Raw genomic sequence first — 24,018 nt, 5'->3', positions numbered from 1 at the left:
TAAATGGAATATTTAAACGTAGCACCAGTTGCCTCAATAATTTTTGTTTTTACAATTGTAACTAGCCTTTACGCCTTTTATGATAACAGCGTTTACGGTAAATTTATGCTGCATCCATACAGTGTTTCAAAAGGAAATAGTATTTATACTTTAATTACAAGCGGTTTAATTCATGCCGATTGGATGCACCTGTTTTTTAATATGTTTACTTTTTATGCTTTCGCATTTACCTTGGAGCGTTTAATGGGAAGCTGGCAATTTGGTTTATTGTATTTTTTAGGCTTGATTTTAAGCGACATACCAACCGTTTTTAAACATAAGGATAACTTCCATTATAACAGTTTAGGAGCTTCTGGAGCAGTTAGCGCAGTGCTTTTTAGTTATATTTTGTTTAACCCGATGTCAAAGATTTACATCATGTTTATCCCGATCGGAATTCCAGCAGTTGTATTCGGATTTTTATACCTGATTTACTGTGCTTACGCCTCTCGCAACTCCAGAGATCATATCAATCATGATGCACACTTTTTCGGTGCGTTAACTGGATTAATATTTACAATAATTTTTGTGCCTGGAATTATTCAGAATTTTATAAGCGTATTAACCGGCAACAGGTAGGCAAGGGTTTTCAAAAAAGCTCATCGGTTTATCAGGATTTTTAATAATTTCGAATTTAACGTAACCCCACGGTTTCCAGAAATTTTCTAAAACCTGTGCGTAAACTTTATGCTGCCAAACATCAAAAAGTGGCTTACTCATATTGCCACGAAGGGGCATCGCTTCTATGTAAGTTGTACCTTCAACGGGCATAAAAGTATATTCGGGTAAACGGTTAAACAGGTAGGCCGAATAATAAAAACGAGCAGTTAGCTCTTCAAATTGCTCAGCGGTTAACGCTTTTCCTTTTACTTCATTTACAATATCCTGATGGTAGCGTTTGTTGGTTCCATTATCCTGCAGGCAAGCAATAATTCCGAAATTTTTAAACTTTAATGAAAAAGTTAAGGTATTAATCTCATCACGGAAACTGAATGGCGTTTCTTCATTTTCTAGCTTAACAATTACAATAGACCAAGGATTAAAATCTTCAAATTCGATACTGGTGTACAGATTTTGCATCATGAAATTCAGGTTGGCAAATTTCATCATTAACGATTGCGACATGTTTAAACCATCGGCAGTCATTTCCTTGCGTAAAGCCGAATGCATTTCGATATAAACAAAGCCATATAAAAACTTTCCAATCCAGTTAAACAAATCCAATTCGTTTAAACGAGAGATTGATTCATACCCATTTTTAAAAGCGTTCTCAATTTGTTCTTCCAAGGGATTTAAAAACTGCTCATTAATCTCGCTATTTACAGGGATTACAAGTGTGCTGTAGGATCGAATACTCTCATCTAAAAATTGAATTTGCTCTTCGCCTGTTAAGCCCGCCTGATCCAATAACCACTTTGGAAGCAATGGCACCTGAACTACGGGAGAGTTGAATGTTTGACCGCTTAAAAAGCAGGTTTTATATAAAAAATCGAATTTCTGGAAAGGATTGTATAAGCCGGTATTCATTGCTGCAATATTAGCTATTATATTTTTACGGCTTAACAACGATGATTTATTTTAACGTTGCGATTACTAAGTCGGTGATTTTTCCAACAAACTTAAAAGGCGCTAGAGTTATGCCCTATCCTTATGGATTTGTAAAAAGGATTTTTTGAGCTTGTCGAAGAACCTTTTTTGAAAAATCTTTTATATTTCGACAAGCTCAATGCAACAAATTTGGGGATAGATTTATATTGTTGAGCCAATTTAAATCCGTTAACTAATAATTGTTGTAATAATAGCTAATATCATCTACCAGTTGGTTGTAAATAGGTTTTGTAAACTCTAAAAACAAAACATCTGGCGGTGGTGGAATCGTTTCTTTTCTCCTCGTCATCGCTAACTGCTGGTTGCTTAATGCTCGGTCGTCACCTTTATAACTTGCCCAACTATCTTTCCAAATGTAGGTTCCAGGGAATTTTTGCTTACGAACGACCTTTTTACTCTGCCAATCGGTAATGGTTAAATCCAACAGTCCTGATGAAGATATGTTTTTTTCGAAAACGCTTAAGTTAGCTTTTACTGTTCCATAAACAGGTTTTCTCTCACGGGTTTCGCCAATTATAACACTATCTCTTTTCAGTCTTTCAACACGTTCTTTAACATAAGTTTGCCCAACAACAAAATCATCGAAATTTAAACTCAACACTTGGTCGGGTACAATTTTTTGCTTTGTTGCCTGTTGTTCCGAGTAAAAAATAACAAACTTATTCCTGGAATAATTTCCAATAAAATTATCGATCTGTTGCTGGAAATAATCGCCACTTAACTTATAATAGCTGCTATTGATCATAATCGGCTGAACTACAATTCGGGTTACTGCTGCCCAGTAGGCATCATCCATTTTCGCTACAGCATCTTTGTAATTTGGAGCAAGGTTTTGCGATTTTTCAAATTCGTAATAGGCTTTTTTAGCACTTACCCTAGTATTTTGGTTTAGGAAAATAAGCCCAGAATTATATCTTGCAATACCTGAATTCAAGCGGCTTTCGGCTAATTCGTCAATATATTTTATTGGTTTAGGTACAACGGTTAAACACGCTGGGCAACTATTAATTTCATCAACAAGCTGATTAATTTTTTGATAATTATACATCACGGCTTCCCATTTATATACATCAATAGATGCTTTAGCTTCATCAATTTTTGTTAAATGATCTTGCAAGGCAAAGTTAAATGCTGCTGGTAATACACCTAATGCTTCGCTGTTTTTAGGTGAGCTTTGTAAACGGCTTACCGCCTTAGAAACTGATGCGTCGTAATCGCCTTTTTCCAAGGCTTTTTTTCCTGTGGTACATCCTCCAATAATTATGCAGGATAAATAAATAAAATACCGTAATCTTGAAATGTTTTTCATGGCAGGATTGGTTTGCGTTAATAAACAAATATACCTTTGTAAAGCGAGTTCCGCCTTATTTATTTAATAGACGATTGATAATGAAAATAAGTTGCAAGCAGTTTGAATTAGAATTAAAACATCCTTTCTCTATCTCCAAATTTACAAGAACCAGTACACCGCTGATGCTTTTAAAAGTTCAGTATGAAGATGTTATTGGCTATGGCGAAGCATCTATGGTGCCCTATATGGGCGAAAGCTACGAAAGCGCAAATGCCTTTTTAAAGCTTGTCGACTGGAATACAATTCAATACCCTTTTAATTTTGGAGCAATAATTTCTTACCTGGATAGTCTTGCTCCAGGTCAGCCAGCAATTAAAGCTGCCATTGATATTGCATTAAATGATATCAACGGTAAAATTTTAAATAAGCCTTGTTACGAAATTTACGGTGCAGAGCTAGCAAAAATGCCTGTTACCTCTTATACCATTGGTATTGACACTCCAGAGGTAATTCGTGAAAAGTTAAAAGATGCCGAAGCCTTTAAAGTGATTAAGGTAAAACTTGGCAGAGATAATGATAAAGAAATAATCGAAACGATTAGAAGCATGACTGATGTGCCGCTTTATGTTGATGCAAATCAAGGCTGGGCAGATAAAATTCAGGCTATTGATTTAATTTACTGGTTGCATAACAAAGGCGTGGTTTTAATCGAGCAACCGATGGATAAAAATAATTTGGATGGCAATGCCTGGCTCACAGAAAGAAGCCCGATTCCATTACTGGCAGATGAGGCTGTACAAAGACTAGCTGATATGGGTCAATTAAAAGGCGCTTATCATGGTATTAATGTAAAACTGATGAAAAGTTGCGGGATGTACGAAGGCCATCAAATGATTATAAAAGCCCGTTCGTTCGGGATGAAGGTTTTAATTGGCTGCATGAGCGAAACCAGTTGTGCAACCCTCGCGGCTATAGCATTGGCGCCACTTTGCAACTGGGCTGATTTGGATGGACCCTGGTTAACCAAAAATAACCCTTTCGCAAATCCTCAATTCGAAAACGGAAAGTACATTCTTAAAGATTTGCCAGGTTTGGGTTTGGAAGGTGTTAATCCTGATCTTTTTCCTTATACGACTTTCTAATATCTTTCATTAATTGAATTTTGAAATAGAAAAGGCAGGCAGCAGTTCCTACTAAAAAAGCAGATGGAAGATATTTACCATTGTTATAACACCACACTAATCCAAAAATTGAAAGGATGATTCCAAGGTTATAAAAAATGTTTAGTGCGAATTTTTTGCCCACAGTAAGAAGGTTAAAGTGTAAATATTCAAATAACAATTATCAAACTCGCATGAAGCAAACGATGTTGAAAAAACTTGTTTATGCAGCCTAAAAAGTTTGATAATTGGAAAATGTATGTTGGTTATTTTTAGTACACTGGCATGTTTGGATCGAAAGCCTCTTGCCAAGCTAAAATACCACCTTTTAAATTATATAAATTTTCAAAGCCATACTGCGATTCTAACTGCATAACTGCAGCAGCACTTCTTTTACCGCTACGGCACTGAATAATAACAGGTTTATCTTTCGAGATTTTATCAGCTTCAATTAAAATGCCACCCAAAGGGATGTTTTCTCCATCAAGGTTAGAAACCTCGTATTCAAATGTTTCGCGAACATCGATTAATTGGAAATCTTCTTTATTGTCGATTTTCTGTTTTAGTTCCTGTACTGATACTTCTTTCATGTGAAATTTATTTTTACAAACTTATATAAATTAGTTCATGGGTACAATAATGCTTGATCTTATAACATTTTAATTACTGTAGTTAAACATTTAAAGACAAATATTTCGCTTAAAACTGTAACATATTTAATTCTCAGGCGTTTAATTGTAAATAACTTTTATGAACAAACTGAACCGATTTTTCTGGTTTTGTTCTGGTGCCCATATCCCGACACTGGAAAAATATTCTACTGAACAAAATAAATATACAGGCATTGGTGCCACAATTTTCTTTACAGGTCTGTTTGCTGCTTTATCTGGTGGCTACGCCATGTATTTCGTTTTTAAAGGCGATGATCTGGCTGTAGTTTTTGCCATAATTTTTGGCTTTTTATGGGGCGCAGCAATTTTTAATATGGATAGATATATTGTATCCAGTATAAATAAAAGCGCTTCAACTAATAAACAAATTTTACAGGCTACACCTCGTATTTTATTGGCAATTATGATTGGTATTGTAATCTCGAGGCCAATAGAGCTGAAAATTTTTGATAAGGAGATTAAGGAACGTTTAAAAGTGAGTTATTTAAACGGGCAGCGTTCTAAAATTGATACCTTAAATAAAGCTTTCCAGAATAAATATCAGGTAGAATTTGGTAGACTAAACCAACAAAAGGCGACAAGAGATTCGTTGGAAAAGGGAATAAAAGCCGATAGGCAGAAGCTTAACTTTGAAATTTTTGGAAATAAAACAACAGAAACATCAGGCGTATTAGGTTATGGCCCTTTTGCAAAACGTAAAGAAGAAGAAATAAAACAACGAACAGCTGAGTTGGATAGTTTGAAAATAAATATCAATAAATCAGAATCTTTTATTGATAAACGGAAAGAATTTGATGGCCTTTTTACCGAAAAACTTTTCACCAAACCGCAGTTAGATAGTTTGGCAAATATTGCTGGCTTTGCCGATCGAAACTGGGCTTTAGGACAGTTAAAATTTAATGCAAACGGAACCAGCGACAATAATACGGCGCTTGCGGTTACTTTTATTGGCCTGCTGTTTATTTTCTTCGAATGCTTACCTGTTTTTGTAAAACTAATGAGCGCCCGTGGCCCTTACGATTACGTTACCGCTGATGGTGATGAAGCTGATATTTATGAATCAAAAAAGAATAAAGATTTTAGAATGGAAGTAGCTGATCATGTTCACGAAACCCGTGTTGATTCAGAATCATCTAAACAAAAAGAGATTTTAAAAGGAAAAGCCTACCGCGATTTACAAAAATACGATTGGGACAAAGAATAATGGCAGAATTAAGGTAACCAAAGCGGAATCCATCATCCATCTTACATAAAACATCTTCCATTTTTTGTAATTTAAGCCCGTCAAACCCCGATTTATGAAAAAAATTTTAGGAACGGCTGCGGTAACGTTATTATCGTTAAGCGTTTTTGCTCAAAATGAAATCAGCTACAATGTTTCATTCCCTAATGCCATTCACCACGAGGCAGAAATCAGTATGCAAATTCCAAATGTTCCTGCTGGCACTTTGAAAGTTAGAATGAGCCGTTCTTCGCCTGGGCGATATGCAACCCACGAATTCGGTAAAAATGTTTACAACCTAAAAGCTTTCGATGGTAATGGAAAAGTATTGGTGTTAAATCAATCTGCTGGCGATGTTTACGAAATCCCAAATCCTGGTAAAAGCGTTAAAATAACCTATACGTTATTTGGTAACTGGATTGATGGAACATACGCTGGGTTCGATGAAACACATGCACACATGAATATCCCTGCAACATTTGCATTTCCGATCGGATTGGATGAGCGTGCTCGTTTGGTAAAATTTAACTACAACGATAAACAAAACTGGAAAGTGGCTACGCAATTAAAGCCAATGGGTAACGAAACTTATTATGCCCCAAGTTTTCAGTATTTTATGGATAGCCCAATTGAAATTGCTAACTATAAAACAGCAAGCTGGGAAGTAAAAAATAAAGATGGAAAAATGCAAACCATTCATCTGATTTCACATTCTAATGATGAACAAAAAACAGTAGATAATTATGCAAATATGCTCAAGAAAATGGTTGATGAGCATTATGCCGTTTGGGGCGAATTTCCAACTTACGATTATGGAAATTATTATTTCCTTCACGATGTTTATCCAGATAATGCTGGCGATGGGATGGAACATAGAAACTCTACTTCAATTGTTCAGCGTACACCAAAAATTGAAGGATATGAATCTAATCTACTTGGAACGTTTTCTCACGAATATTTTCACAGCTGGAATGTTGAACGGTTAAGACCTAAAACCTTAGAGCCTTTTAACTTTAATCATTCTAACATCAGTAATGAGCTTTGGCTTGCTGAGGGTTTTACACAATATTATGGTTCATTGTTGCTTACCAGAGCAGGTTTTAAAACGGTAGATAATGCTGCTCAAACTTTTAATGGTTTAGCAAACGCAGTGCTAAATTCGCCAGGGGCTAAAAATTATTCGCCAATACAATCTAGCAGATATGCTGTTTTTGCTGATGCAGGTGTGGCTATTGATCAAACAAACAAAGCCAATATTTTTCTTTCATACTACACTTACGGAGCGGCAACGGCTTTGGCATTAGATTTACGTTTGCGCAGCGAATTTAAACTTAGCCTTGATGACTACATGCGTGCCTTGTGGGAAGCTTATGGTAAGCCAGAAATTGCATACACCGTTTCCGATTTGGAAAAAACGTTAGCCGCTTTAACAAAGAATCCCGCTTTTGCGGCAGATTTTTTTAAGCGTTATATTTATGGAACGGAGAAGAATGATTACGCAAAATTATTACTGAATGCTGGATTTGTGCTTAGAAAAGCAAATCCAGGAAAAGCTTATACAGGCATAACACGCTTAACAGTAGAGAATGGTAAAGTTACATTACCGCAAACAACAATCGGAACACCAGCTTATAACGCAGGTTTAGATGTTGATAATGTATTGTTAACTATTGATGGTGTGGAAATAAAAGACCAGGCTGCGTTAACTAAGTTAACAGAAGCACATAAACCTGGCGATGTTGTAGAAGTAACTTATTCTTATCGCGGAGAAGCAAAATCGACAAAGTTAACTTTTGCTGAAAATCCATTACTTGAGGTTGTTTCTATTGAAAAAACTGGAGGAAGTTTAACAAAAGAGATGCAAAATTTCAGAGATAACTGGTTAAATTCTCAGGTGAAAACAAAATAATAATCAAATCAAAAAACTAAATTAGTAGATAAAATAGATAAAAAATGAAGAAAATTTTTCTTGTTGCAATTGCTGGAATGGCCACTTTACATCTGAGTGCACAAAATATTGATAAAATAATTACCCGTGAATATACCGACCACTTAATTAAAACTTTAAGTGCTGATGATATGGAAGGCCGTGGGACATTTACGCCTGGAATAGATAAAGCTGCAACGTTTATCGAATCTGAGTTTAAGAAAATTGGTTTGAAACCATTAACTGGCGCCGATTCTTTCCGTCAAACTTTTTTTAAAATTAAACTAAGTCCCGAACCAACTAAACTGGTTATCGATGGCAAAACTATTGCGCAGGAAAATATTCTGGTAACAGGTAAATCACCTTTGGTTACTTTTAACCAAACCAATGGGGATGGAGTTATTAAATTAGATACAACAAAAACATTTGCGGTACAATACCGTGCGTTAAGTCGGGCAGGTAAAAAACAAATCGTTTTGGTAAATGAAAAATTTGCTGCAGATTTTAAACGTTATAAATCTTTTGGAGGTCGTGGCGCAATTTTAGATGAAAAGGATATGCAGAGCCCAACACAAGATGCGATGGTGTTTGTGTTTGGTGTAAATGATGCAAAAGAATTTAACGTTGAAGTAAAGAACAAAACTGAAAAACTGCCTCTATTTAATGTTGCAGGCATGATTCCTGGTAAATCGAAAGCTAAAGAACTAGTTGTATTTTCTGGTCATTACGATCATTTAGGTATAATTAAATCAGTTGATGGCGATAGTATTGCAAATGGTGCAGATGATGATGCATCGGGAACAACTGCAATGATTGCCTTGGCGAAATATTATAAAGCACAAAAAAATAACGAACGTACTTTAATTTTTGTTGCTTTTACGGCTGAAGAAATTGGTGGTTTTGGTGCAAGATACTTCTCTGAAAAATTAAATCCTGATGATGTGGTAGCCATGTTTAATATTGAAATGATTGGCAAAGATTCGAAATTCGGAAAAAATACAGCCTTTATTACTGGATTTGAACGTTCTGATTTCGGAAAAATTTTACAGAAAAACTTAGCTGGTACAGAGTTTACTTTCCATCCAGATCCATATCCAGAGCAAAATTTATTTTACCGTAGTGATAATGCAACCTTAGCCGCATTAGGTGTTCCTGCGCATACAATTAGTACAGATCAAATAGATATCGATAAGCTTTATCACTCTGTTAAGGATGAATACAGTTCTTTGGATGTAGAGAATATTTTATCTACCATTAAAGCAATTGCTAAAAGCGCAACTTCGATTGTACACGGAACTGATACGCCTACAAGAATCCCGAAATTGAAGCAATAAAATATCAGCTACGATTTGCTTTGTGAAGACACAAACTATATAAATGAAAAGCCCTGATTTGTTTTCAAATCAGGGCTTTATTTCTTAATTAATTTTTAGCAGTTATGATAAAGAAATGTTTGAATCAACGTCAAAATATTACTTTACTAAGAGCAAAAGGGTTACTATTTCTAAAATTTATATTCCATTACATAATCATCCATGAAATAACCACCGCCAATATCCAATTTAACAGATTCTTTAACTGTAAAACCTCCTTTTAGGTAGAAATCTTTTGCTTTATTATGCTTGTTAACGTTAAGTTCTAATGCCGAAGCTCCAGCATCCTTTACCTGATTAAAGACCTCATTTATTAAGATTTTACCAACGCCTTTACCATGTGCGGAAGGCAACACGTAAAGTTTATGTAACTTATAAATGCGTTCATCATGACCGATAATCGAATAGCCAGCAAAGCCATATTGATTTTCATTATCTTCTGCGATAAGAAAAATATGCCCGTCCATAAGCTGCTTAAGTAACTCACCACGGTTATACATTTTCTCTAACATATAATCGATTTGAGCTTGCCCGATAATGTCTAGGTAAGCATCAGGCCAGGTGCCTGCAGCTATATCACGGATAATTTCTAAATCTTCTTCTTTGGCTTTTCTAAGGGTAATCATATTGGTTCACTAATAAAAATAGGTTGACCAGAAAAAGTAAATTCTACAAATCCATCATTAACGACTTCGAAAATACCTTCCTCGTTTTGCATGAGGTTGTTTACTTCAAAGTACCTGTTGCCGTGAATTAAAAATTCACTTCCAGCAGGTTTCCAAACTGAAAAGCCAGATTTGATGGCATAGTGTTTTGCCTTCTCGGTAAATACAACAAGATTAATTTTATCTTCAAAACCTGCAAATTTTTCTAGATCGAATTTAGAGGTAATCACATTTACAGCAGGGAATTTCTCTTCATATAGATAATTCATGGCAACCATTAAATCATCTACCAGGCCATGAACAAACTTGGTGTCTTCCTGAGTATCAGTTTCTTTTCCGTTTACTAAAACATCGACTTTTAAACCTAAAGAGATAATTTTATCATAGTTTTCGCCATTTACTAAAAGCGTTGGACTCCATTCTAATAGCTGGCCTAAAAGCTCTTCGTTAAAATTTCCAAGCTCATCAATGTATAAAGCTGGCTCTTGTTTTTCTTTTACAATATGGTGTGAAGACATATTGCGAAGATAAAAAATAGTATCAAGAAGTGAGTATGGATTGAACTATAATGATGTATAACTTTATCGATTATATGGATACTCATTAATCCAATGAAAACCCCGGTTAATTAATCTAAATTCTTTCAAATCTTTACGTTTAAAACTTATGTAAATGGAGTCTGTGTTCTTTTTACCATAGAAAATAAGATGATCTTTATCGGGGAAACTATATTTCAGTGTATATTTTTCAAAGTCTTTATTTCTTGAATTTAATATAAGTTCTTTTTTGCCCCTATCAAATACTGTAGCGAAATTTAATGTACTATCATTCATCAGTTTTATCTGAGCATAATCAGTTCTACTAATAATCATTTTTTTCCAGCGTGTACTATCGGTAGTAAGTGGAAGCACTTCATTACCTTTAAATTTAACAATTTCAACATCGTATATGCCGTATAAAAAAGGTTTTGGCGCTAGTGAGCCGTAGGTATATTGTTGCTTTAATGCATTGCTGAACATGATTCCAATTGTCCAAACAATTATTATATATTTGAAGCTTCTAAACAAAATAAAGTACCAGCGTTTTCTAAAAGCAGGAACCTCAAGAAGCGTTATTTTTTGAGGTTGATTGGTTAAGAAGAACCTGTATATCGCCAGCATATTAGGAGCTAAAATAAATAGACACATGAAGACGAGTGTTGTCGAAAGGATTTTTACGGGTATATCGAAGAAGTAGTTCATAGCCATTACGTGCACACTTGCAGCTAATGATAAAAATGCGCCTACAACCATTGTTCTTTTAAATAGTAATAGGATAGCTGATACTTCAATAATACCCATAAAGATATTATAGCCTTTTGAGAAACCTAAAAATGTCCAAGCTAAACCCATTGGAGAGGAATCTCCAAAAGGCTGTATTAAGCGGTTTAAATAAGGCTGTGGAAACTGTAACTGAATTACTTTTACTGAACCGTAAAGTATAAGCGTAAAACCAAGATAGAATCTTACCAATACGATAAGCCAATAGTAGAGTTTATTATAGTCTTTGCTTTTGCTATCTAATATTGACCAAACCAAACACCCAAATGCTGAAAAAATAACAAACAAAAGTAGAAGAATATAATCGTAGGTTGTATCTCCACTTCCATTTGTGAATATGGTTAAATTATATTCATGTTTGAGTACATTTATCGCTATCCAAGGTATTATTTGATGCAATAGTTCTGTAGGATAGAAAAAAATCTGTCTAGCATAGGGAAATGCACCATTGTTGTTTAAGAATATAATTAGAACTAATAGAATGAAAAAAAATCTGAAAGCTATTTTCTTTGATAGACTCCAGTTTAAATCTTTTTCGAGAGAAGATGTGGACATAATTTAGATTTGAGTGTTTCCAAATCTAAAAAAAAATTTACTTCTCTAATTTTTAACTCTTTACCGCCTCGTAAAAATCCTGATAGGCTTCAATAAAGTCATCAGCAAAATTTACAGCTCCAGAAACTGCAATACCGTAAATTCCTGTTTGCATTAAGGCTTCTACATCATAAATCTTTATGCCACCAACGGCTAAAACGGGGAGCTCAATATTTAAGTCTTTTAACTGTCTTAAGGCTAAGGTATAGTCTTCAATACTCAAAAGCGGATAATTGTTTGGCTTAGTTTCCGTAGTAAAAAATGGGCCAAATCCTGTATAATCAGCGCCTTCTTTTGCTAAGCGAATCAGATTTTGTACTGTATTTGCCGAGCCGCCTAAAGTAATATCATTACCAACTTGCTTGCGTAAGGCAGTAAAATCTGCGTTCATGTCTTCAATATGAAAACCTTGAATATCGGCTTTGCCATTTAAATGAATATGATCGGTAACGATGAGCGTCGTGCCCCAATCGTCGCAAATTTCGGCAATGGCATTAATGTCTTTTAAAAGCTCATCATCGGGTTTACTTAAACAACGATATTGTATCCACTTTGCACCAGCTTCGCAAGCATTTTGTACTTGCTCAATATGCGTAAGCTGTGGAATATCATGTGTGATGTAATGGAACTTTTCTATGTATTTCATGCCAGGATTTTTTAAGATTTAAGGATTACCAGGATTTTGTATTGTCGATTTAATTATTGCCAACATAAACTAAATTACCCATAAATAGCATTGCGAAGCACGAAGTAATCTGTTTCATGTAAAGATTAAGTCCGTGCCTCGCAGTTGAAAATAGGTTTTCTGCTTTAGTCTATTAGCTTTATTAAAACTTAACGTTTAAACTTAATAAAAAATTGGTTCCAGCCTGAGGATAGTAGAAATTTTCTGTAGTTCTGCTGCCTCCCGAAAGGTAACCATAAGTATAGCCATTGCTTTCATATTTTTTATCGAAGAAATTATTTACCAAGAAACCTAGGTTTATATTTTTAATGCCTGCCAATTTGAAATCGTAACCTAAACGGGCATTGCTAACCCAATAACCATTAATGGTTCTATCGTTGTTTTGTGTATTATCTAAATATTGCTTGCTTACATATTTACTTTGTAAAGCAATTGCAAAACCCGCAGCTGGTTTGTAAACGAGTTCGCCAAAAAGTACTGCGCTTGGAGAAAATGAAATATTGGTTAGCGTGTAGTTGTTAACCACTTGCCCGCCATTATCGTAGTCATCATAATACTCGGTAAAGTTTTTAATTTTATTTCTGCTCAATGCCGCATTCGCATTTAAAACAAAAGATTTACTAATGATGTACGAACCATCTAACTCAATTCCTAAACGATAGCTATTGTCAACATTCTGGCGGAAATTCCCACCCGTATCGTTAATTTTTCCAGTTTCTACCAATTGATTTTTATAGAACATACCATAAGCATTTGCACCTATATTTAGCTGTTGGTTTTTAAAGCGATAACCTAATTCAACATCATTTAATCGTTCAGGTTTCGGCGAAACGCCAACAGGCGCATCGGTATAATCATTTCGATTAGGTTCTTTATTTGCAATACTAAAAGATGCATATAAATTACTTTGTGTATTAATAAAGTAGGTTGCGCCAAACTTTGGATTGAAGAAGTTGAGTGTTTCATTAATCGCTAAAGTATTTAACTTATTCTCTGTTCCGGCAATATCATAATAAACACGGCGGTATTGCAAATCGGCAAATAAACTTAAGGCTTCAACAGGGCTGTAATTTATCTTACCATAGGTGTTAAAATCTGTTTTAAATCCATCATTATCGTAATAATGTCTATCTATATTTCCGTTTGAAGCATATTGAGCCCAGATAATTTGACCAAAGTGAGCGCCTTTATATTCGTTATAAGCGCCACCTAAAGTAAAATTCAAATTCTTTTCAGGTACATAATTAAACGCATAGGTAACGCCATAAAAATCATTATCTAACCATCGGCGACGAATCAAATCTGTTCTTGTAATGGTTGAGCCACCAATAACTACTGGGTTTAAGCCATAATCGCTTAGCTTATTATTTACCCTGTATTCTTCGTAATACCCAGCACCTTGTGTGTAATGTAAAGCGCCATTAAAAGAGAATTGATCAGAAAACTGTCGGGCGTATAATAATTGATAATGACTTTGAGTATAATTATCCGTTTGATTGTTATATAAGAAACTGTTATAAGTTCTGCCAGAGTTAAGCAAATTGGCCGCATCTTCTGCATTCAGCGCATTCCTGTCTATATATGCCTGCATACCCGCAACATCGTTTGTTAATCTTGATTCAGGAATACCGTTCCAGGATTGGTAGGTTTTTTCCGTTCCCGCAAATACATTTAAGCGCAGCAAATCCTTATTGCCATGATAAGCACCAGAAAGGAAATACGATTTCAATAACGAGGAACCTCTGTCAACATAACCATCAGAGCTAATTCTTGATAGGCGACCATCAAAACTAAAGCGATTGTTAATTAAACCTGTTCCAACTTTTATTGTGTTTTTCCAGGTATCGAAGCTGCCATAAGTGCTGTTTACTTCTGCATAGGGTTCTAACTCGCTGGCAGTTGTTTGAATATTTAAACTTGCGCCAAAAGCGCCAGCGCCATTTGTAGAAGTACCAACGCCACGCTGAATCTGAATATTATCAACCGACGAAGCGAAATCAGGCATGTTAACATAAAAAGTACCCTGACTCTCGCTGTCATTCATCGGGATTCCATTTACCGTTACATTTATACGGCTATTGTCGCTCCCGCGGATACGAATTCCAGTGTAACCTACACCAGCACCAGCATCCGAGTTAACCACAACTCCAGGGGTATTCTGCAAAATAAAGGGTAAATCTTGCCCGAAGTTATTTTGTTGAATCTCCTCCTTACTTACATTTTTGTATGTAGTGGCCGATTTTTCATTAGCTCTTGTTGCCCTAACCACAACTTCATCTGCTAAGAAATTTTGTGGAGCGAGGCTAAAATTTAGCGCTTGATTTTGGCTAAGTTCAATCGATTTCTCAATCGATTTGTAACCTAAATAACTTACATTGATAACGTACTTTCCAGCGTTAAGATTGCTTAAACTAAAGTTTCCTTCAGCGTCGCTAAGTACTGCAGTTTTTAAATTTTTTAACCGAATGGTTGCGCCAGGTAAGGCTTTTTGATTGTTATCTGTAACTTTTCCAGTAACAGAAATTTGGGCCAAAGCAAAGAATGGCAGCATTGCAGCGATAACTGCAAAAAGTAATTTTTTCAATTTTTAATTGTTTTAGTTAAACCCATCGGAAATAGGGGTACTCCCGATTTCAGTTAAACTTCCATAACTCCAATCCCTACGCCGGCATTACCCGGATCAGGTGCATTCAAGTTAAAAGTTGAGGGTTAAAAGTTGAAAGTTTGCATGATCCAAACTTTTCACTTTCTACTTTTCACTTTCTACTTAAAATGGGTATGATCTCAGCCCGTTTTTGTGTTTATAACAAACAAGGCACCCCTAATGATGCGACAAATGTAGAAAATATATTCAAAAGAAAAATTTATCTTTTTATTCTATGATTTGACTTTACTATACAGGGTGTTGTTTTCGTGTATAAGAGGGCAACTCAAGACTTACAACAGCGTTACCTTTTTGATGAATTTATATCGTAATTAGACCGCAGTTTATTCGGGTAGAATTGTCACACATCCGAACCAACTCCGAATCAAATGCGTCTCAAATCAGAATTATTAGTTAACGGAACATACACAAAACATACGCATGTTAACAGCAGACTATATGCAAAACGTATTGTGAATATGGTCGAAAGAATAGGATTTGCAAGCTAGAGCAACCAACCTTAGATCTGGATTTCAATTTAGTTTATATTGTTTTCAGAAAACGCTATGATATTGGATAAGGAGCGAAGTAATGGAGAGTGTTTTTCAATTCAATTTTTAAAAATCGGGATTCTCTGCTTTTTAGGGAATTTTTAAAAAAGCATCAATTACATCGATTGCATTTTTAACTCGCTCATCGGCAACTCCGCCTACAACTTTGTAGGTTGCGTTAAGGGCCTTTAATTCTTTGTGCCAAACCTCCATAAAATATTCTCTTTGGTTAGGGAAATCTCTTAAAGGATCGTCTTGCCATGGCAAATCTATATCCATGAGTAAATATAAATCATAGGTTCTTTGCTGCAGTGCTCCTAAAACAACTTCTGGTGTTACGCCTAAAACCTCATCGCTCCAGATTTTAACTGTAATAAATGTGGTGTCACAGATCACGAAATCATCCTTCGCAATCGTTAAAACAGCATCTTCAAGCGATATTTGGCCGTAATACATATTTACCTCATCTTGTAAGGTATAAGGGGCCGTTAAATTTGCACAATAATAACGAGCATACTCTGGCACCCACGAAACATTGTAATGCTTAGCTAATAGTAGGGATAAAGTAGATTTTCCTGTACTCTCTGGGCCAACTATGGCTATTTTTTTTATTAATTTATTCAAAATATGGTAATTCAAAGTGGGTTAGACAATAGAAACAAATTGCCCTATCACTTAAAAAGATAAACAAAATTAAAGAAAAAATCCGGTTGAGGAGGGCTCCTCTAACCGGATAATAAACCAAACAAACTATTTATGAAGAAATCCTCATTGCGGTTAACTACTCCGCGAGGAAGCTTTAGATCTAACTAAAGTATTTACAAAACGTAAATACATACTCGTTATTACAACATTATTGCCAAATATCAGACAATAACAGTTTCGTGACGTAAACATGACTTGTATCGAAAATCAGACTGGCTTTTTGCTTAAAAGCTTTAACAATATACAACTAAATGGATTTAGTATGTATTCAATTTTGTTCAAGTAAATATACAGTGTTTATATAATTGTTCAGTTTTTGAAACTTTTTGTGCCAGTTATCGTTTACACTTTAACACTATTTAACTTTTTCAGTAATAACAATTAATTTATCCCTAATAAATATTTATCGCTATGAAAAAATTGAATTTAATTATGGCCACAATGATGATATTAACGCTTGTTGTTTTTGGGTTTACCAAAATAAGGCTTGGTGGTATTACTGGAAAAATTACACCGCCAGAAGGTGTAGCTCAGGTTGCATTGGTTGCAGGTACCGATACTTTGAGAGCTGAAATTAGTAAAGGAGCTTTCACATTTGTTAACCTTAAAGAAGGCGTTTATAAAGTTTGGATTAAAGGTAATGCTCCCTATAAAGATGCGACAATAGAAAACGTTGCAGTAAAAGATAGTTCTACAACAGATTTAGGCGAAATTAAATTGCAACAATAGCGGTTTAAGCAAAAGAAAAAACTAAAAAGAGCGCTCGTTAGACGCTCTTTTTTATTTTAAAAAAAGCAGCTTAAAATACATCTAAAGATGTATCTTTGCATCCCGACAGAACAGTTGGGATTTTCTTCAAAAAAGCAAAAAACCTTCTTGCTTCTTCACCCGTAAGGGTTACAAAACTTTAGAATTTTAATTATTGTTTAAGCTTTATCATGCCTAAAGACACTTCCATACGCTCAGTACTAATTATCGGATCAGGCCCAATTATTATTGGCCAAGCCTGCGAATTTGATTATGCAGGTTCGCAAGCGGCACTTTCTTTAAAAGAAGAAGGTATTACCGTTTCAATTATCAACTCTAATCCGGCAACAATTATGACGGATAAAGTTATTGGTGATCATGTTTACCTTCATCCTTTAACTGTTGATTCAATTGAAGCTATTCTTCAAGAGCATATAGACTCTGCTGATTTACCTAGAATTGACGCGGTATTGCCAACTATGGGTGGTCAAACTGCATTAAATCTATGTGTAGAAGCTTCAGAACGTGGAATTTGGGAAAAATATGGCGTTAAAGTAATCGGTGTTGATGTTGATGCAATCGAGAAAACTGAAAATCGTGAGTCTTTCCGCCAGTTAATGGTTGATATAGGTGTTGGTGTAGCGCCTTCTAAAATTGCCAACTCCTTTTTAGAAGGTAAAGAAGCTGCTCAAGAAATCGGTTTTCCATTGGTAATTCGTCCATCGTACACTTTAGGTGGTTCTGGTGGTGGTTTTGTGCACAAAAAGGAAGAATTTGATGCCGCACTTAAACGCGGTTTAGAAGCTTCGCCAACGCATGAAGTTTTAGTAGAACAAGCTGTTTTGGGCTGGAAAGAATATGAATTGGAGTTATTGAGAGATAGTAATGATAACGTAATCATTATCTGTTCAATCGAAAACTTCGATCCAATGGGTATCCACACAGGAGATTCGATTACGGTTGCACCTGCGATGACATTATCTGATCGTTGTTATCAGGAAATGCGTAACCAGGCGATTAAAATGATGCGTGCCATCGGTACTTTTGCGGGTGGTTGTAACGTTCAGTTTTCGGTTAATCCTGCCAATGATGATATTATTGCCATCGAAATTAACCCACGTGTTTCGCGTTCATCAGCGTTAGCAAGTAAGGCAACTGGTTATCCAATCGCAAAAATTGCGGCTAAATTGGCAATTGGTTACAACTTAGATGAAATTGAAAATCAGATTACTAAAACAACTTCAGCATATTTCGAACCTACTTTAGATTACGTTATCGTTAAAATCCCTCGTTGGAATTTTGATAAATTTAAAGGCGCTAATAAAGAATTAGGTTTACAAATGAAATCGGTGGGTGAAGTAATGGCCATTGGCCGTACGTTCATCGAGGCTTTGCAAAAAGCTTGTCAGAGTTTGGAAATTGGTCGATCAGGATTAGGTGCAGATGGCAGACAAGTTCGCAACATAGAAGAAATTATGGATGGTTTGGAGCATGCTTCATGGAACCGTTTATTCTTAATAAAAGATGCCATGACAATGGGTGTGCCTTTGGAATCGATCCGTAAGGTTACTAAAATTGATAAATGGTTCTTAAATCAAATTCAGGATCTTGTAGCTTTAGAAGTTGAGTTAAAAAGATATTCATTAAACAACATCCCTCAGGATTTCTTCTTCACGTTGAAACAAAAAGGTTTCTCTGATATTCAAATTGCCTGGTTATTGGGAAATGTTACTGAGGATGAGGTTTACGACAGGCGTAAAGCTTTAGGCATAAACCGGGTATATAAAATGGTTGATACCTGCGCTGCGGAGTTCCCAGCGAAAACACCTTATTACTACTCATCATTTGATGAAGAAAACGAATCTATTTCTTCAGATAGAAAAAAAGTAATTGTTTTAGGTTCTGGTCCAAACCGTATTGGTCAAGGTATTGAGTTCGACTACTCTTGTGTACATGGCTTGTTGGCAGCTAAAGAATCGGGTATTGAAGCGATTATGGTTAACTGTAATCCTGAAACGGTTTCTACCGATTTTAATATGGCCGATAAACTTTACTTTGAGCCAGTTTTCTGGGAACATGTACGCGAAATTATCGAGTTAGAAAAACCAATGGGTGTTATTGTTCAGTTAGGTGGTCAAACCGCTTTAAAAATGGCTGAAAAATTAACAGAGCATGGTATCAAAATTATCGGTACTTCTTTCGAAAATATGGATATCGCTGAGGATCGTGGCCGTTTCTCTGATTTGTTAAAAGAATTGGATATTCCTTATCCTCGTTATGGTGTTGCAGAAAATGCTGAAGAAGCAATTGTTGTAGCAAACGAAGTGGGTTATCCAGTATTGGTTCGTCCGAGTTATGTATTAGGCGGACAAGGCATGAGTATCGTAATTAACGATGAAGACCTTGAAAAAGCTGTAGTTAAATTATTGGGCGATTTGCCAGGTAACCGTGTGTTAATCGATCACTTTTTAGATCGAGCAGAAGAAGCAGAATCGGATTCGATTTCTGACGGTGATGATGTTCACATTGTAGGTATGATGGAACACATTGAACCTGCAGGTATCCACTCAGGAGATTCCTTCGCAGTTTTGCCAACATTTAGCTTACCAGAATCTGTTACCAAATCGATGGAGGAATACTCTATTAAAATTGCAAAGGCTTTAGATGTACGTGGTTTGTTAAACATTCAGTTTGCCATTAAAGACGAGAAAGTTTACGTGATTGAAGCAAATCCAAGAGCTTCCCGTACCGTTCCCTTTATCGCTAAAGCTTACGATGTTCCTTATATTAATATCGCTGCAAAAATTATGTTAGGTGTAGCGAAGTTGAAAGATTTTACTATCGAACGTAAGTTAAAAGGATACGCAATTAAAGAACCTGTTTTCTCTTACGAGAAATTCCCTGAGGTTGCAAAGGAATTAGGTCCTGAAATGAAATCGACTGGTGAAGCCATTCGTTTCATCAAAGATTTAGAAGATCCTTATTTCCGCAAGCTTTACAAAGATAAATCAATGTACTTGAGTAAATAATAGCAAAGGGCGATGGAAACATCGCCCTTTTTGATTTTAGGAGGTTGGGATTTGACCTAAAATTTCTTTTGTAGCGTTTAGCTGAAAATTCACGTTTTCATTAAAAAAAACCAACTATGAAAAGAAATCTTACTGTATTAGTATTATTGCTAGTTTTTGCAATAAGTGGCTGTAAAAAGGAAGCAATTGAGTTTCAAAAGGATTTTGATAAAAGCTTTAAAACCTGGCTTGATTTTAAAGCTTCGGCCAGCAATAATTATAAGTATCAACTGGTTACCAATTCATGGTCAGGCTCCTCTACACAAACTACAATTACGGTAAAAGATGGTAAAGTTGTACAGCGGGAATATATTTCTAAAACGGTTAAACAACCAGGCAATGTCATCACGATACATGAAGATTGGGTGGAGAATGGGCAAGAGCTATATAGTCATAAAAATTATGGTGCAATTTTAACGCTTGATGAAATTTACGAGAAGGCAAAAACTGAATTATTAATAAAAAGGGATGATGCCGAAGTAAGTTTTGAATCCAAAAATAATGGAATGATATCAAGCTGTGGCTATGTGCCCAAAAATTGTGCAGATGATTGTTTTAGTGGATTCAGCATATCTTTTATTGAACGAATTAAATAATAAAGAATTTAAGGGCGATGGAAACACCGCCCTTTTTAATTTAAATGACGATATTTAGTTTTAAGATATTTGATTAACAAACTCAAATTAGTCAACTAAACATGAAAGAGATTCCGTATTGGATGCCTGAATTCGAAAAACTACTTTTAAAAGTAGCTTCCAATCTATCTTCTTTGATCTGGATAGATGAGCTCCATACATTCTATAAACAATATGAAGGAAAAGGAGAATATGTAAGAGTTCGATTTGAATGTGAAAGCCTAATGAGTATGATTTATAAGCATACTGGTTTTTTCGAACAATCCTTTGATATAGATTTAAGATTGTTAAAAGAGAATCCACCAGAAACAGCTAGTTATTGGGGTGTTATTTCCAGGGCTGTAGCTACCAGTGATACCTTAGGCCGCAAGATTGAAATAATACCTTATGCAGAAGCATTTCTAAATACACAGGATGATAGCTTCGCTAAAAAACATGTAGTTTTGCTTTGGTATGTCTTAATATTTGCTCAAAAAGAAAATTCATATTTCGAGAGCTTTAATCCCATTGTTAAGAATGTTGAACTTTTCCTTGAAGAAAAAGGCGAGATACAACTCTCATTCGCTGAAAGGGTCAAGTATTTAAACGATAAATACGTAAATGCATTAATCACATCAAATTCATTTGAATTGGCTTATAGCAAAGCAAATAAAGAAGAGCGGGCACAGCTCGCCAAAGACTATTTAGCAACTAAACCGCCAAAATTTTTTAGAGAGAGATTAAAATTATATGTTTGAAATAAACACAAAGTCTGCAAATATTAGTGATAGTTTTTAGTGCCTCATGAAGCACCGCCCTTTTTAATTTAAATGATTGCTACCATCCTTTGTTTAATGTTTCGATAGCTTTTTCGAGCAACTCATCTTTTCCTTCTTTTATCCCATTAATTGTTGGGTAAATTACCTCATCAATCCTTACACCAACCCTTTGTGTTGGTTTCCCATCAGGATAAAAAACGCCAATCCCTGATATCATTGTTCTTAATCCTCCAGGTAAAACTATTGGAGATACATCTCCATCAGCTCCAGCTGTTTTACTACCTATAACCTTAACGTTTGGCGAACTTTGAAATGCCATTGTTGTATATTCAGCCTGGCTTTGCGAAGTTGAATTAACAATAATTACAACTTTTCCTTTATAATTATCATGATTCATCTCGCCATTGTTTATCGCATTGCTAAATTTAAAAGCGCCAGGATATGCTGGGTTCCCGATACTAAATTTTACAAATGGTGTTGAAGAGCTTTTGATGTAGTTGCCAAAAGTAAAAGGCATAAAATCAGAGGGATAACAACGCATATCGATTATGATGCCCTTAGTGTTGGCAAAAAGTTTAATAATTTCGCGCAACTTAGCATTTTTATATTTTCCTGGAAACACGTACCCTATGTTTTCATTTATTAACCTAAAGGCTTCTGCCTTTTCGAAATCTGGATCTTTATAAACCTGCATTAATTTACCCATTGGCAGATCATATTCAAAGCTTTTGCCAACTCGCTCGACTTTGATTTTTAAGCTGTTTTCGTTACTTCTGAGTAAGTAATTCTTAGGTAGATCCCGAAGTTGTGTATCGTAATTTGATGCTGCCGTTAATGGTAAATATTCTTTTATAAGTTCAGCGACATCTTTGTTTTGTATGGATGTAATTATATCCCCAACTTTTAGTTTGCCCTTAACATCAAGCGTATCGGTATGCAATGCTGTTATAACTAATTTTTGCTCAATAAATTTAGCTTGAAGCGGAGCGCCATATTTTCCTTTAAATTGGTTTAGCGCTTTACTTCCACTCCAAAGATTTGCATGTGTATCGTTTACCGATGCAATTAGTTTTAAGACGGCCTTAGAATAATCTAACTCATTTTTTACATCAACAAACTCTGGTAATGATTTTTTTAAAACATTGTTCCAATCCTGACCAATAGCATCCTTGTATGGGAAAAAATAATTAATCATCGCCCAGTAGCGATAAAGTGCTAACATGCGGTAACCAACATCTGAATAACTGATCTTTAAATATGGATTCTCATTTTTAAAAATGGGGTTAGATGTGCTTGGATTCATTATTACATAATAATTTCTACCTGTATTTCTATTCTCTTTGATGTATTCTAGTTTTTCTAAAAGAGAGGCTCTGAAAATTTTTTTATCAAACAATAAACCATAGTCTGGTTTAATTTCGTAAGATTCGTTCGCAATCGTTTTACAATCCTTACATAATTCAGGCTTTGGCAATTTGTCTAAAAATTTTTCCAATGCCAAACTCAGTTCAGAATTATTCTTTGCATTAATTACTGTTGGCAGCAATCTGAACAGCTCTGCATCCCAATTGTAATCTCCTTTGGCAATAGCTGGATGATGGTATTTTAGAAACCCCCAAAATTGACCAGTTGCTATTAAATTGTTAGTGGTTTGATCATCAAGTTTAAAGTCTTTTATTTTTGAGCTATTTATAAAAGCGGTGTCGGTTTTTGCCTTTGCTAATGCTAATTTTTTTAATTCGTTGCTGGTAATTGGTATACCATCAATAAAAATTTCAAAATTATCAAACCAGGCTTTTCCATCTCCCGAAAGAAGTCCGCCGATGTAGAGCGTTTTAACTTCTTCGCTATGATAATCAAGTTTTATCGAATATTGTTTCCAGTCAGTAGTTCCTTTTACACCTCTGGTGCCCATATTATCAAAGGCTATCATTTTAGAATTTTCATCATCAATCCGCATATATAAGCCAGCGTAACCTGTTGAAACGCCTTCGGTTTTTAAATATGCTTTTAATTCTATCGTTCTGCCTTCGAAAATTTGTGGTATGGGATAGGTTATTACACCAAAAGAAGATTGGGAGCCTTTCTTTTCGAGTAAGATGCTATATTTTCCATCCTGTTTTATGGTGCTATCTAAAGAAATTTGGTAAGCTTTATTTTGTGCTTCACTAAATTTAACTAACCAACCTTTTGGTTCCCTGTTTTTAGCAAGATTCTCAAAACTGCCATTTATATCAAATTGCGAATAGGTTTTGCATGAAGATAATAGTAGAATAATGAAAAGTAATTGTTTCATGAGATTGAGAGTTTAGATGTTTTAATCTAAAGTAATTATAAAAAATAGATTGCCAATTTG

General features: G+C 35.2%; 20 protein-coding genes. 9 read left to right on the top strand and 11 right to left on the bottom strand.

Going from position 1 to position 24,018, the window contains the following annotated elements; all coding sequences use genetic code 11:
• Positions 1–3: 3 nt before the first annotated feature.
• On the top strand, positions 4–618 hold the full coding sequence (locus ABD692_RS14580; RefSeq protein WP_316755072.1) for a rhomboid family intramembrane serine protease: 615 nt from the start codon (positions 4–6) through the stop codon (positions 616–618).
• On the opposite strand, the gene ABD692_RS14575 is transcribed toward ABD692_RS14580, so the two are convergent.
• Positions 601–1,566: a hypothetical protein gene (locus ABD692_RS14575; RefSeq protein WP_344768138.1), complete on the bottom strand. Its 966-nt coding sequence runs from the start codon at positions 1,564–1,566 to the stop codon at positions 601–603. The genes ABD692_RS14580 and ABD692_RS14575 overlap by 18 nt on opposite strands.
• A 253-nt stretch (positions 1,567–1,819) precedes the next feature.
• Complete coding sequence (locus ABD692_RS14570; protein ID WP_344768136.1) at positions 1,820–2,956, bottom strand: hypothetical protein; 1,137 nt, start codon at positions 2,954–2,956, stop codon at positions 1,820–1,822.
• A gap of 80 nt (positions 2,957–3,036) precedes the next feature.
• Between ABD692_RS14570 and ABD692_RS14565 the strand changes: the two genes are divergently transcribed.
• Positions 3,037–4,080: a dipeptide epimerase gene (locus tag ABD692_RS14565; protein ID WP_344768135.1), complete on the top strand. Its 1,044-nt coding sequence runs from the start codon at positions 3,037–3,039 to the stop codon at positions 4,078–4,080.
• Here ABD692_RS14565 and ABD692_RS14560 read toward each other — a convergent pair.
• Positions 4,046–4,243, bottom strand: a complete 198-nt coding sequence (locus tag ABD692_RS14560; RefSeq protein WP_316755081.1) for a DUF6358 family protein — start codon at positions 4,241–4,243, stop codon at positions 4,046–4,048. The genes ABD692_RS14565 and ABD692_RS14560 overlap by 35 nt on opposite strands.
• A gap of 127 nt (positions 4,244–4,370) precedes the next feature.
• Complete coding sequence (locus ABD692_RS14555) at positions 4,371–4,688, bottom strand: rhodanese-like domain-containing protein (RefSeq protein ID WP_316755083.1); 318 nt, start codon at positions 4,686–4,688, stop codon at positions 4,371–4,373.
• Positions 4,689–4,848: 160 nt separating this feature from the next.
• On the opposite strand from ABD692_RS14555, the gene ABD692_RS14550 reads away from it, so the two are divergent.
• The 3 genes from ABD692_RS14550 (at position 4,849) to ABD692_RS14540 (ending at position 9,252) form a co-directional block, all read left to right on the top strand.
• Positions 4,849–5,973 carry a DUF4407 domain-containing protein gene (locus ABD692_RS14550; protein ID WP_344768132.1) on the top strand — a complete coding sequence of 375 codons (1,125 nt, stop codon included), beginning with the start codon at positions 4,849–4,851 and terminating at the stop codon, positions 5,971–5,973.
• A 94-nt stretch (positions 5,974–6,067) separates the two neighbouring features.
• Positions 6,068–7,900, top strand: coding sequence for a M61 family metallopeptidase (locus ABD692_RS14545; protein WP_344768130.1), 1,833 nt, complete (start codon positions 6,068–6,070; stop codon positions 7,898–7,900).
• A 44-nt stretch (positions 7,901–7,944) separates the two neighbouring features.
• Positions 7,945–9,252: a M20/M25/M40 family metallo-hydrolase gene (locus ABD692_RS14540; protein WP_344768128.1), complete on the top strand. Its 1,308-nt coding sequence runs from the start codon at positions 7,945–7,947 to the stop codon at positions 9,250–9,252.
• Positions 9,253–9,422: 170 nt separating this feature from the next.
• Here the strand turns inward: ABD692_RS14540 and ABD692_RS14535 are convergent, their stop codons facing one another.
• The 6 genes from ABD692_RS14535 to ABD692_RS14510 all read right to left on the bottom strand — a co-directional run bounded on the left by ABD692_RS14535 (position 9,423) and on the right by ABD692_RS14510 (position 16,373).
• Positions 9,423–9,917, bottom strand: a complete 495-nt coding sequence (locus tag ABD692_RS14535; RefSeq protein WP_344768126.1) for a GNAT family N-acetyltransferase — start codon at positions 9,915–9,917, stop codon at positions 9,423–9,425.
• Entirely contained in the window at positions 9,914–10,474 is a 561-nt protein-coding gene (locus tag ABD692_RS14530; RefSeq protein ID WP_344768124.1) for a thiamine pyrophosphokinase, read from the bottom strand. The genes ABD692_RS14535 and ABD692_RS14530 overlap by 4 nt, the downstream gene beginning before the upstream one ends.
• Before the next feature lie 63 nt (positions 10,475–10,537).
• Positions 10,538–11,830, bottom strand: a complete 1,293-nt coding sequence (locus ABD692_RS14525; RefSeq protein WP_344768122.1) for a hypothetical protein — start codon at positions 11,828–11,830, stop codon at positions 10,538–10,540.
• 52 nt (positions 11,831–11,882) lie between these two features.
• On the bottom strand, positions 11,883–12,515 hold the full coding sequence (locus tag ABD692_RS14520) for a thiamine phosphate synthase (RefSeq protein ID WP_344768120.1): 633 nt from the start codon (positions 12,513–12,515) through the stop codon (positions 11,883–11,885).
• A 181-nt stretch (positions 12,516–12,696) separates the two neighbouring features.
• Positions 12,697–15,138 (bottom strand): TonB-dependent receptor, encoded by a 2,442-nt coding sequence (locus ABD692_RS14515; protein ID WP_344768118.1) that lies wholly within the window; start codon positions 15,136–15,138, stop codon positions 12,697–12,699.
• A 701-nt stretch (positions 15,139–15,839) separates the two neighbouring features.
• Positions 15,840–16,373, bottom strand: a complete 534-nt coding sequence (locus tag ABD692_RS14510) for an AAA family ATPase (RefSeq protein ID WP_316755099.1) — start codon at positions 16,371–16,373, stop codon at positions 15,840–15,842.
• Positions 16,374–16,865: 492 nt separating this feature from the next.
• Here ABD692_RS14510 and ABD692_RS14505 point away from each other — a divergent pair, with 492 nt between their 5' ends.
• From ABD692_RS14505 to ABD692_RS14490, 4 genes are all read left to right on the top strand, one after another.
• Positions 16,866–17,183 carry a carboxypeptidase regulatory-like domain-containing protein gene (locus ABD692_RS14505; protein ID WP_316755101.1) on the top strand — a complete coding sequence of 106 codons (318 nt, stop codon included), beginning with the start codon at positions 16,866–16,868 and terminating at the stop codon, positions 17,181–17,183.
• 209 nt (positions 17,184–17,392) lie between these two features.
• A complete protein-coding gene (carB, locus tag ABD692_RS14500) occupies positions 17,393–20,230 on the top strand; it encodes a carbamoyl-phosphate synthase large subunit (RefSeq protein WP_344768115.1) in 2,838 nt (945 codons plus the stop codon).
• A 116-nt stretch (positions 20,231–20,346) separates the two neighbouring features.
• Positions 20,347–20,865 (top strand): hypothetical protein, encoded by a 519-nt coding sequence (locus tag ABD692_RS14495; protein WP_344768113.1) that lies wholly within the window; start codon positions 20,347–20,349, stop codon positions 20,863–20,865.
• Positions 20,866–20,966: 101 nt separating this feature from the next.
• Complete coding sequence (locus ABD692_RS14490) at positions 20,967–21,641, top strand: hypothetical protein (protein WP_344768112.1); 675 nt, start codon at positions 20,967–20,969, stop codon at positions 21,639–21,641.
• A gap of 79 nt (positions 21,642–21,720) precedes the next feature.
• On the opposite strand, the gene ABD692_RS14485 is transcribed toward ABD692_RS14490, so the two are convergent.
• Positions 21,721–23,958 (bottom strand): S41 family peptidase, encoded by a 2,238-nt coding sequence (locus ABD692_RS14485; protein ID WP_344768110.1) that lies wholly within the window; start codon positions 23,956–23,958, stop codon positions 21,721–21,723.
• Positions 23,959–24,018 lie beyond the last annotated feature (60 nt).

The organism is Pedobacter ginsengiterrae, from assembly GCF_039537385.1.
GTDB lineage: Bacteria > Bacteroidota > Bacteroidia > Sphingobacteriales > Sphingobacteriaceae > Pedobacter > Pedobacter ginsengiterrae.
This window is presented reverse-complemented; position numbering and strand designations above follow the sequence as displayed.

What these genes read in the sequence shown, in the direction of transcription:
- ABD692_RS14580 (WP_316755072.1), top strand. Translation starts at nt 4, where the DNA reads ATGGAATATTTAAACGTAGCACCAGTTGCCTCAATAATTTTTGTTTTT.
- ABD692_RS14490 (WP_344768112.1), top strand. Translation starts at nt 20,967, where the DNA reads ATGAAAGAGATTCCGTATTGGATGCCTGAATTCGAAAAACTACTTTTA.
- ABD692_RS14570 (WP_344768136.1), bottom strand. Translation starts at nt 2,956, where the DNA reads ATGAAAAACATTTCAAGATTACGGTATTTTATTTATTTATCCTGCATA.
- ABD692_RS14565 (WP_344768135.1), top strand. Translation starts at nt 3,037, where the DNA reads ATGAAAATAAGTTGCAAGCAGTTTGAATTAGAATTAAAACATCCTTTC.
- ABD692_RS14505 (WP_316755101.1), top strand. Translation starts at nt 16,866, where the DNA reads ATGAAAAAATTGAATTTAATTATGGCCACAATGATGATATTAACGCTT.
- ABD692_RS14550 (WP_344768132.1), top strand. Translation starts at nt 4,849, where the DNA reads ATGAACAAACTGAACCGATTTTTCTGGTTTTGTTCTGGTGCCCATATC.
- ABD692_RS14535 (WP_344768126.1), bottom strand. Translation starts at nt 9,917, where the DNA reads ATGATTACCCTTAGAAAAGCCAAAGAAGAAGATTTAGAAATTATCCGT.
- ABD692_RS14530 (WP_344768124.1), bottom strand. Translation starts at nt 10,474, where the DNA reads ATGTCTTCACACCATATTGTAAAAGAAAAACAAGAGCCAGCTTTATAC.
- carB (WP_344768115.1), top strand. Translation starts at nt 17,393, where the DNA reads ATGCCTAAAGACACTTCCATACGCTCAGTACTAATTATCGGATCAGGC.
- ABD692_RS14485 (WP_344768110.1), bottom strand. Translation starts at nt 23,958, where the DNA reads ATGAAACAATTACTTTTCATTATTCTACTATTATCTTCATGCAAAACC.
- ABD692_RS14525 (WP_344768122.1), bottom strand. Translation starts at nt 11,830, where the DNA reads ATGTCCACATCTTCTCTCGAAAAAGATTTAAACTGGAGTCTATCAAAG.
- ABD692_RS14540 (WP_344768128.1), top strand. Translation starts at nt 7,945, where the DNA reads ATGAAGAAAATTTTTCTTGTTGCAATTGCTGGAATGGCCACTTTACAT.
- ABD692_RS14555 (WP_316755083.1), bottom strand. Translation starts at nt 4,688, where the DNA reads ATGAAAGAAGTATCAGTACAGGAACTAAAACAGAAAATCGACAATAAA.
- ABD692_RS14520 (WP_344768120.1), bottom strand. Translation starts at nt 12,515, where the DNA reads ATGAAATACATAGAAAAGTTCCATTACATCACACATGATATTCCACAG.
- ABD692_RS14495 (WP_344768113.1), top strand. Translation starts at nt 20,347, where the DNA reads ATGAAAAGAAATCTTACTGTATTAGTATTATTGCTAGTTTTTGCAATA.
- ABD692_RS14545 (WP_344768130.1), top strand. Translation starts at nt 6,068, where the DNA reads ATGAAAAAAATTTTAGGAACGGCTGCGGTAACGTTATTATCGTTAAGC.
- ABD692_RS14575 (WP_344768138.1), bottom strand. Translation starts at nt 1,566, where the DNA reads ATGAATACCGGCTTATACAATCCTTTCCAGAAATTCGATTTTTTATAT.